Origin of the sequence: Streptomyces sp. PTY087I2 (genome assembly GCF_001687325.1) — a bacterium.
In the GTDB taxonomy this organism is placed as follows: Bacteria; Actinomycetota; Actinomycetes; order Streptomycetales; family Streptomycetaceae; genus Streptomyces.
On the sequence record NZ_LZRD01000050.1, the window covers coordinates 24,145 to 32,249 of the forward strand.

5 protein-coding genes are annotated in these 8,105 nt (G+C 72.8%); 2 read left to right on the top strand and 3 right to left on the bottom strand.

Going from position 1 to position 8,105, the window contains the following annotated elements:
* Positions 1-181 precede the first annotated feature (181 nt).
* Entirely contained in the window at positions 182-2,620 is a 2,439-nt protein-coding gene (gene pcrA / locus A3Q37_RS33260; RefSeq protein ID WP_065490575.1) for a DNA helicase PcrA, read from the top strand.
* 72 nt (positions 2,621-2,692) lie between these two features.
* Here the strand turns inward: pcrA and A3Q37_RS33265 are convergent, their stop codons facing one another.
* Positions 2,693-4,489 carry a M23 family metallopeptidase gene (locus A3Q37_RS33265; RefSeq protein ID WP_065490576.1) on the bottom strand — a complete coding sequence of 599 codons (1,797 nt, stop codon included), beginning with the start codon at positions 4,487-4,489 and terminating at the stop codon, positions 2,693-2,695.
* A gap of 205 nt (positions 4,490-4,694) precedes the next feature.
* Complete coding sequence (locus tag A3Q37_RS33270; protein WP_107471630.1) at positions 4,695-5,564, bottom strand: triacylglycerol lipase; 870 nt, start codon at positions 5,562-5,564, stop codon at positions 4,695-4,697.
* A gap of 405 nt (positions 5,565-5,969) precedes the next feature.
* Between A3Q37_RS33270 and A3Q37_RS33275 the strand changes: the two genes are divergently transcribed.
* The gene (locus A3Q37_RS33275; protein WP_065490580.1) at positions 5,970-6,383 is read left to right on the top strand and encodes a cobalamin B12-binding domain-containing protein; all 414 of its coding nucleotides are present in this window, start codon (positions 5,970-5,972) and stop codon (positions 6,381-6,383) included.
* Positions 6,384-6,717: 334 nt separating this feature from the next.
* On the opposite strand, the gene A3Q37_RS33280 is transcribed toward A3Q37_RS33275, so the two are convergent.
* Positions 6,718-8,105 (bottom strand): DUF5691 domain-containing protein (locus A3Q37_RS33280; RefSeq protein ID WP_065490582.1); only part of this gene is annotated, 1,388 nt, incomplete at its 5' end.

The window sequence follows — 8,105 nt, forward strand, 5'->3', positions numbered from 1 at the left end:
CCTTTCCGGATCGGGGGCTCCGCACCCCCTCCGACCGGGCGCTCCTTCACGGAACGTGGACGTGCGCTCTCCGTGCGTACGGGTGAGGAGCGGGCGATTCCCCGGTTCCGGCAGCCCGCTTCCGCCCGCTTCCCGGCTTCGGCGGAAGGTTGTCAGTTCGGCCGCCTAGACTCGGGAGGCGATGAGCAGCCTCTTTGACGACAACTTCCTGACCGGCCTCCAGCCCGCGGAGGACGGCCCCCCGCCGCCCCCCGAGGACCACGCGCCCGAAGCGGTGCCGGAGGGACTCTTCGAGGGCGTCTACGACGCGCCCCCGCCGCCCCGGGACGGGTACTACCGGGACGGTCACCCGCGCCCGGCGATCGACTCCGCCGCGCTGCTCGACGGGCTCAACACCGAGCAGCGCGCCGCCGTCGTGCACGCCGGGTCCCCGCTGCTCATCGTCGCCGGGGCCGGCTCCGGCAAGACCCGGGTGCTCACCCACCGCATCGCCCATCTGCTGGCCGAGCGCGGCACGCACCCCGGGCAGATCCTCGCGATCACCTTCACCAACAAGGCCGCCGGCGAGATGAAGGAGCGCGTCGAGCAGCTGGTGGGCCCGCGCGCCAACGCCATGTGGGTCATGACCTTCCACAGCGCGTGCGTCCGCATCCTGCGCCGCGAGTCGAAGAAGCTCGGCTTCACCTCGTCGTTCTCGATCTACGACGCCGCCGACTCCAAGCGGCTGATGGCCCTGGTCTGCCGCGATCTGGACCTCGACCCCAAGCGCTACCCGCCGAAGTCCTTCACCGCCAAGGTCTCCAACCTCAAGAACGAGCTCATCGACGAGGAGACCTTCGCCGGGCAGGCCGCCGACGGATTCGAGAAGACCCTCGCCCAGGCGTACACGCTCTACCAGGCCCGCCTGCGCGAGGCCAACGCCCTGGACTTCGACGACATCATCATGACGACGGTCCACCTCCTCCAAGCCTTCCCGGACGTCGCCGAGCACTACCGCCGTCGCTTCCGCCACGTCCTCGTCGACGAGTACCAGGACACCAACCACGCCCAGTACACGCTGGTCCGTGAGCTGGTCGGCCCGGCCGGGGAGAACGACGCCCCCGCCGAGCTGTGCGTGGTCGGCGACGCGGACCAGTCGATCTACGCCTTCCGCGGCGCGACCATCCGCAACATCCTCCAGTTCGAGGAGGACTACCCGAGCGCGACGACGATCCTGCTGGAGCAGAACTACCGCTCCACGCAGACGATCCTCTCCGCCGCCAACGCCGTCATCGAGCGCAACGAGAGCCGCCGCCCGAAGAACCTCTGGACCAACGCCGGCTCCGGCGCCCGCATCACCGGCTATGTCGCGGACACCGAGCACGACGAGGCGCAGTTCGTCGCCGACGAGATCGACCGGCTCACCGACGCGGGCGACGCCAAGGCCGGCGACGTCGCCGTCTTCTACCGCACCAACGCCCAGTCCCGTGTCTTCGAAGAGATCTTCATCCGGGTCGGCCTGCCCTACAAGGTCGTCGGCGGCGTGCGCTTCTACGAGCGCAAGGAGGTCCGGGACGTCCTGGCCTACCTCCGTGTCCTCGCCAACCCCGAGGACACCGTCCCGCTCCGCCGCATCCTCAACGTCCCCAAGCGCGGCATCGGCGACCGCGCCGAGGCCATGATCGACGCCCTGTCGCTGCGGGAGAAGATCTCCTTCCCGCAGGCGCTGCGCCGCGTCGACGAGGCGTACGGCATGGCGGCCCGCTCCTCCAACGCCGTCAAGCGCTTCAACACGCTGATGGAGGAGCTGCGCACGATCGTCGAGTCCGGCGCCGGACCCGCCGTCGTGCTGGAAGCCGTCCTGGAGCGCACGGGCTATCTGGCCGAGCTCCAGGCCTCCACCGACCCGCAGGACGAGACCCGCATCGAGAACCTCCAGGAACTCGCCGCCGTCGCCCTCGAATTCGAGCAGGAGCGCGGCGAGGAGGAGGGCGCGGGCACGCTCGCGGAGTTCCTGGAGAAGGTCGCGCTCGTCGCGGACTCTGACCAGATCCCCGACGAGGACGAGGACGGCTCCGGCGTCATCACGCTGATGACCCTGCACACGGCGAAGGGCCTGGAGTTCCCCGTCGTCTTCCTCACCGGCCTGGAGGACGGCGTCTTCCCGCACATGCGGGCCCTCGGCCAGACCAAGGAGCTGGAGGAGGAGCGCCGCCTCGCGTACGTCGGCATCACCCGCGCCCGCGAACGGCTCTACCTCACCCGGGCCGCGATGCGCAGCGCCTGGGGCCAGCCCTCGTACAACCCGCCGTCGCGGTTCCTGGAGGAGATCCCGGAAGCGCACCTGGACTGGAAGCGCAAGGGCCCGATGGCCGCCCCCGCCGGGCCCACCTCCGGCATCACGTCCTCGCTGTCCTCCTCGCGCTCCCGCTCCGGCCCCTCGGGCTTCGCCACCCGGCGCTCCTCGGACAAGCCGACGGTCGCCCTGTCCGTCGGGGACCGGGTCACGCACGACCAGTTCGGCCTGGGCACGGTGACGGCCGTCGAGGGCCACGGCGACCAGGCCAAGGCGACGGTCGACTTCGGCGACGAGCGCCCGAAGAAGCTGCTGTTGCGGTACGCGCCGGTCGAGAAGCTGTAGGAGACATGAGTGAGGGGGAGGGCCCGAAGCCCTCCCCCTCACTCACCTGCTGCTCGCTTCCGGACCGGTCCGTCAGGACGGGTTGAGGCCCTTGCTGCGCAGCCACACCAGCGGGTCGATCGCCGCGCCGCCGCCGGGCCGGACCTCGAAGTGCAGATGCGGGCCGGTGGAGTTGCCCGAGTTCCCGGAGTACGCGATGACGTCGCCGGCCTTCACCGGGCCCGAGCGGATCTTGGTGCTGCTGAGGTGGCAGTACCAGGTCTCGGTGCCGTCGGCGGCGGTCACGATCGCCATGACCCCGTAGGCGCTGTTCAGCTGGGTGCGTACGGTGCCGTCGGTCGCGGCCATCACCGGAGTGCCGTACGAGACGGGGAAGTCGATGCCCGAGTGCACGGACATCCAGTTGACGCCCGCCTGGCCGTAGTAGGCGGAGAGCCCGTGCTGCTTGACCGGCAGGACGAACTTGGGGCGCAGCGCCTCCCGGCGTGCGGCCTCCTCCTCGCGCTTCTTCTTCTCCGCCGCCTGCCGCTCCCGCAGGTCGATGCGCTCCTGGGTGCGGCTCGCGCGCTCGCGGAAGTCGTCGCTGCCCTCGGAGAGCTGCGCCAGCTGGCTGTCCAGCCGGTTGTTCGCGGCGACCGGCTTCACCGTGCTGGGGTCGGCGACCGCCAGGGAGGTGGTCGTCTCCTCCGGCTTCTCCTCGCCGCCGGGCATCCCGCTGACCGAGGCGGCCGCGATGCCCGCGACGCTCATCACGCAGGCGGAGGGCACCGCGACGGTCAGCAGGGCGGAGCGCTTGGCGGGGTTGCGGCGGCGGGCCCGGTTGCGCGGGGCGGGAGGGCGGGCCGCGGTGCGGTTCACGGAGTGCGGGGCGGGGAAGCCGTCCTCGGCGTCCGGCTCCGGCTCCGGGGCCGGGGCCGGCTGCGGTGCGGCGTCCGGTGCGATGTCGTGGGCGAGGGCGGCGAACTCGGCGGTGGAGGACGCGTCGGCCACCGGCTCGTCGACCGGGTGGTCCGCCTCGGCCGGGCCCTCGGGCGCCGTCGCGTCGGCCTGCTGGTGTTCGTACAGCGTGTGCGACGTCTGTTCGGGTTCGTACGCGGCGTCCCCGGGCGTGGCGCCGGAGTTCCAGGCGGTCGCGTCGTAGGCGCCGGTGTCGTACGCGACCGTGCCGTACGCGCCGGTCTCGTAGGCCCCGGCGTCGTAAACCCCGGTGTCGTAGGTGCCGGTGGTGAAGGCGGTGGTGGCGTACGCCCCGGTCTCGTAGGCGTCCGCCCCGTGGACGGCGCCGGTTCCGTACGCGGTGTCCGCCGGGTACGTACCGGTCTCGTAGGCGGCCGTCCCGTACACCCCGGTGCCGTATGCCTCGGTCTCGTACGCCTCCGCCCCGTACGCGGTGTCCGTGCCGTACGGGGCGGAGGGGAAGTCTGTGGTGGGGAACGCGCCGGTGTCGGCGGTCGCCCACTGGCCGGTCAGGTCCTGGTCGTTGATCTGCGGCCAGGCCCCGGAGGTGTCCCACTGCTGCGTGGCCTGGGCCTGCGTGGCGTGCTGGGGGTGCTCCTGGACGTGCTGCTGGACGTGGTCCTGAGCGGCGTAGCCGTCGTGGGTCAGTGTCTGCTGGGCGCCGGTGCTCCACGCGGAGGCGTCGTACTGGCCGCTGTGGTCCGCCTGCCCGGTCGCGTACGCGGTATCGAAACCGGCGCCGTAGGTGCCCTGGCCATAGGTGACGTCGCCGTATCCGGCGGCGGGGTGACCGACGTCGTAGCCGGTGTCGTGGCCGCCGGGGAGCGAGCCGAAGAGCGGGTCGGTGTCGAAGCTGCCGGTCGATCGGTCGTCGTACCCGACGTGCCCGGCGTGGGGGTGCTGGTCGTTCACCAACGTCTCTCTCGCCTCGGCAGCAGGACTGTTCTGGGGCCCGGTCAGGGGTGTCCCAGGGGGAAGCAGTGGCCGCGACTGTACCCGGCGGTATGTGAGGACGACAATCTTCGACAGGTTTTGGGTCCACAGGAAACGGGCAATCGGCCGTCTTTCGGCGGACGGCAGACGCAGCCTTGGCCCTACGTTCGAGTGATGTTCTATTTCAGGCCGCGGATGTCGCCCCGGCGGCGGTGGCGTCGTCCTCTCCGGCCTCCGGCGCCTCAAGAGCCTCACGGACCGCGGCGGCCACCGTCGGGTGCACGGGCAGCGCGAGGTGTCCGATGCCGGTGACGCGTACGTTCACCGCGTCGAGATCCGGGTGGTCGACGCACGCCGTCTCGACGGGGACCATCACCTGGTCCAGCTCGCTCCAGAAGCTCACGAACCGGGTCCGGCAGCCGGGGGCGGGGCCGCGCAACTCCTCGATCACCGAGGACCCGCCGCGCATCTGCCGCACGATGGGGTGAACGCCCGCCCCGGGGGCGACGGCGGTGCCCCCGTGCGGGGTCCCGAGCGTCACCAGGGTGCGCACGCGCCGGTCGCCGCCGAGCCGCTGTACGTAATAGCGGGCGATCAGGCCGCCGAGGCTGTGCCCGACGATGTCGACCCGGCCGTGCCCGGTGCGCGCGCAGATCTCCTCCACATGCCGGCCGAGCAGTTCGGCGGCGGTGCGGACGTCGCGGGTCAGCGGGGAGTAGTTGAGGGATTCCAGGCGGCGGCCGTGCCGGGTCAGCGCGCGGCGCAGGACGACGAACGCGGAGCGGTTGTCGATGAAGCCGTGCAGCAGGACGACGGGCGGCGTCGTGGCGGCCGTGGCCGGTAGAGCGGCCGTCGTGGCCGGTGGCTCGGTGGTCGCGGGGGACGCTGCCTCGGCGGGCGTGGCCCCGCCCCGCTCGGAGGTGAGCCCGAAGGGGTAGACGATCAGCCGTCCGGCGAGGACGAACAGCTCCAGTGCGGTGGCGCCGAGCAGCGCGGACGACAGCCGGGGCCCCGGCAGCCGGGGGAGAGCCGGGAGGCGGGTGAGGTGGGTCAGCGGGAAGGAGGGAAAGGAGGGAAAGGGGAGAGGGGGGAGCTTCACGGCCGGCCTCCTGCACCGGCGTACGGAGGCGGCGGCTCCCGTCCCCGTACGCCCTTGTGGGTGGCGGGACGAGGAGCGCCGTCGGCCGGCCGGGCGGCCGTGGCCGGGTTCGAGAGGGCCGTACCACCGTGCCGTGCGGCTGGCGGCGCGGTGGTACGGCGACCTCGTAGCGGCTCCCCTAGCGCCGGGCCCCGCGCGGCCGTAACACCGCGTGATACCGGGGACGACGCCTGGCGAACATGTCCCACGTGTGATTTCCCCCTCCCCGCCTGCCGCGAAACTGTGGCGTGCGGGATGCTGTGGATAACGTTCGTTCACATCCCCGTCCCTTCAGGCGCGGGAGACCAGGTGGAGGCAGTGATGGGTGTGACCGGTCCGATCCGTGTGGTGGTGGCCAAGCCGGGCCTCGACGGCCACGACCGCGGGGCCAAAGTCATCGCGCGGGCGTTGCGGGACGCCGGTATGGAGGTGATCTACACCGGGCTCCACCAGACGCCCGAGCAGATCGTCGACACGGCGATCCAGGAGGACGCCGACGCCATCGGCCTCTCGATCCTCTCCGGGGCGCACAACACGCTGTTCGCCAAGGTGATCGAGTTGCTGAAGGCCCGCGAGGCGGAGGACATCAAGGTGTTCGGCGGCGGGATCATCCCGGAGGACGACATCGCGCCGCTGAAGAAGCTGGGCGTCGCGGAGCTGTTCACCCCGGGCGCGACGACGAGCGAGATCGTCGCATGGGTCAACGCCAACGTCCGCCAGGCCGCCCAGGCCTGAACGCCGCGCATGGGGTGGGCTTGCCGTGCACGGGACGGGCTCGCCGCACCCTGGATGGGCACCCGCCGTGCCTGGGACGGGCCCGCCGTGCACGGGACGGGCTTGGCACGCCCCCGGACGGGCCTGCCGCGCCTCGGACGGTCCTGCCCCGCCTCGGATGGCACGCCGCGCCCCCGGACGGGCCCGCCGCATATGGGACGGGCCTGCCGCGCACGGGATTGGGTTGCCGCGCTTCGGACGGGTTCGCCGCACCCAGGACGGGTTTCGCCGCACCCCGGACGGGCTCGCCGCGCACGGGCCCGTCTTCGTCCCGGGGCATACCTCCGCCTCCGTCTCAGGCCATCAGCTCCGCCTCCATCGCGGCGCGCAGCCGGAGGGTGGAGACCAGGCGCTGGAAGGCCTCCGACCAGTAGCCTCCCGCCCCCGGCGACGCCCCCTCCTGCTCGTCCTGCGCGGCCGTCAGGACCTCCAGCCGGTCGGCCTCGGCCGGGTCCAGACAGCGTTCCGCGAGGCCCATCACCCCGCTGAAGCTCCACGGATAACTCCCGCCGTCCCGCGCGATGTCGAGCGCGTCGACCACCGCACGCCCGAGCGGCCCGGCCCAGGGGACCGTGCACACCCCGAGCAACTGGAACGCCTCCGACAGCCCGTGTGCCGCGATGAACTCGGCCACCCAGGAGGCGCGTTCCCCTTCGTCCAGGATCGCCAGGAGCTTTGACCGCTCGGCTATCGAGGCCGTCCCGGGGCCGCTCGCCACCGGCTCCGACGGACGCCCGAGCAGGGCCCGGGACCACCGCGGATTCCGCTGCCGGACCGCCGCCCGGCACCAGGCGGTGTGCAGCTCGTCGGCCCAGTCGTCGGCGACGGGCAGGGCCACGATCTCCTCGGCCGGACGCCCGCCGAACCGCTCCTCCCAGACGCCGAGCGGGGTGGCCTCCACCAACTGCCCCAGCCACCAGGACCGTTCGCCCCGGCCCGTCGGCGGGACCGCCATGACGCCGTCGCGCTGCATGCCCGCGTCGCACTCGTGCGGCGCCTCCACGGCGATGGAAGCGGTGTCCCCCGTACGGTCCGGGTGCACGCAGGACATCGCGCGGGCCGCCATCCGCGCGGCGAGCGCCGAATCGGGCAGGGCGGAGAGCAGTTCGGCGGCGGTGGCACGGACATTGCGGCTGCGGTCGGACAGGGCCTGCTCCAGGAACGGCTCGTCGGCGGCGCCGAGCCCCGACCGCAGCGAATCCAGGAACATCAGCCGGTCCTCGGCCCGTTCGGCCGGCCAGGTGGTGGCGAGCAGGGCGAGCCCGGCGGGCGGATCCTGCGCCCGTACGGCGTCGAGCAGCGCGACCCGCTCCGCGAACAGCCCCTCCTCCCACAGCCGCGCCACCGCATCCGGGTCCGTGAGATCGAGCTGCGGCGCACCGCTCGCGGAACCCCGCAGGGCGAACTTCCAGTCGGGGTTCAGCCCGGCCAGCCACAGACCGCGCGGCCCGGCGAACGCGAGCGCCTGCGGGCGCAGGTCCGTCCGCGCGCGGGCGGCGTCCAGCAGCGGGGGCAGCAGGGCCGCCGGGGCCCGGAAGCCCCTCCGGTTGGCGATGGCCAGCCACTGCGGGATGAGCTCGGTGAGGTCGGGCGCGGTCCCGCGCCGCCCGCCGCCCGAGGGCGCCGAGCGGCCGGCCAGCAGGTGGGCCAGCCGGTGCCGGGCGGCCTCGGGGAGCGCGGGGC

Excerpts from the sequence above, each read along its gene's own strand:
- A3Q37_RS33275 (WP_065490580.1), top strand. The coding sequence starts at position 5,970 with ATGGGTGTGACCGGTCCGATCCGTGTGGTGGTGGCCAAGCCGGGCCTC.
- pcrA (WP_065490575.1), top strand. The coding sequence starts at position 182 with ATGAGCAGCCTCTTTGACGACAACTTCCTGACCGGCCTCCAGCCCGCG.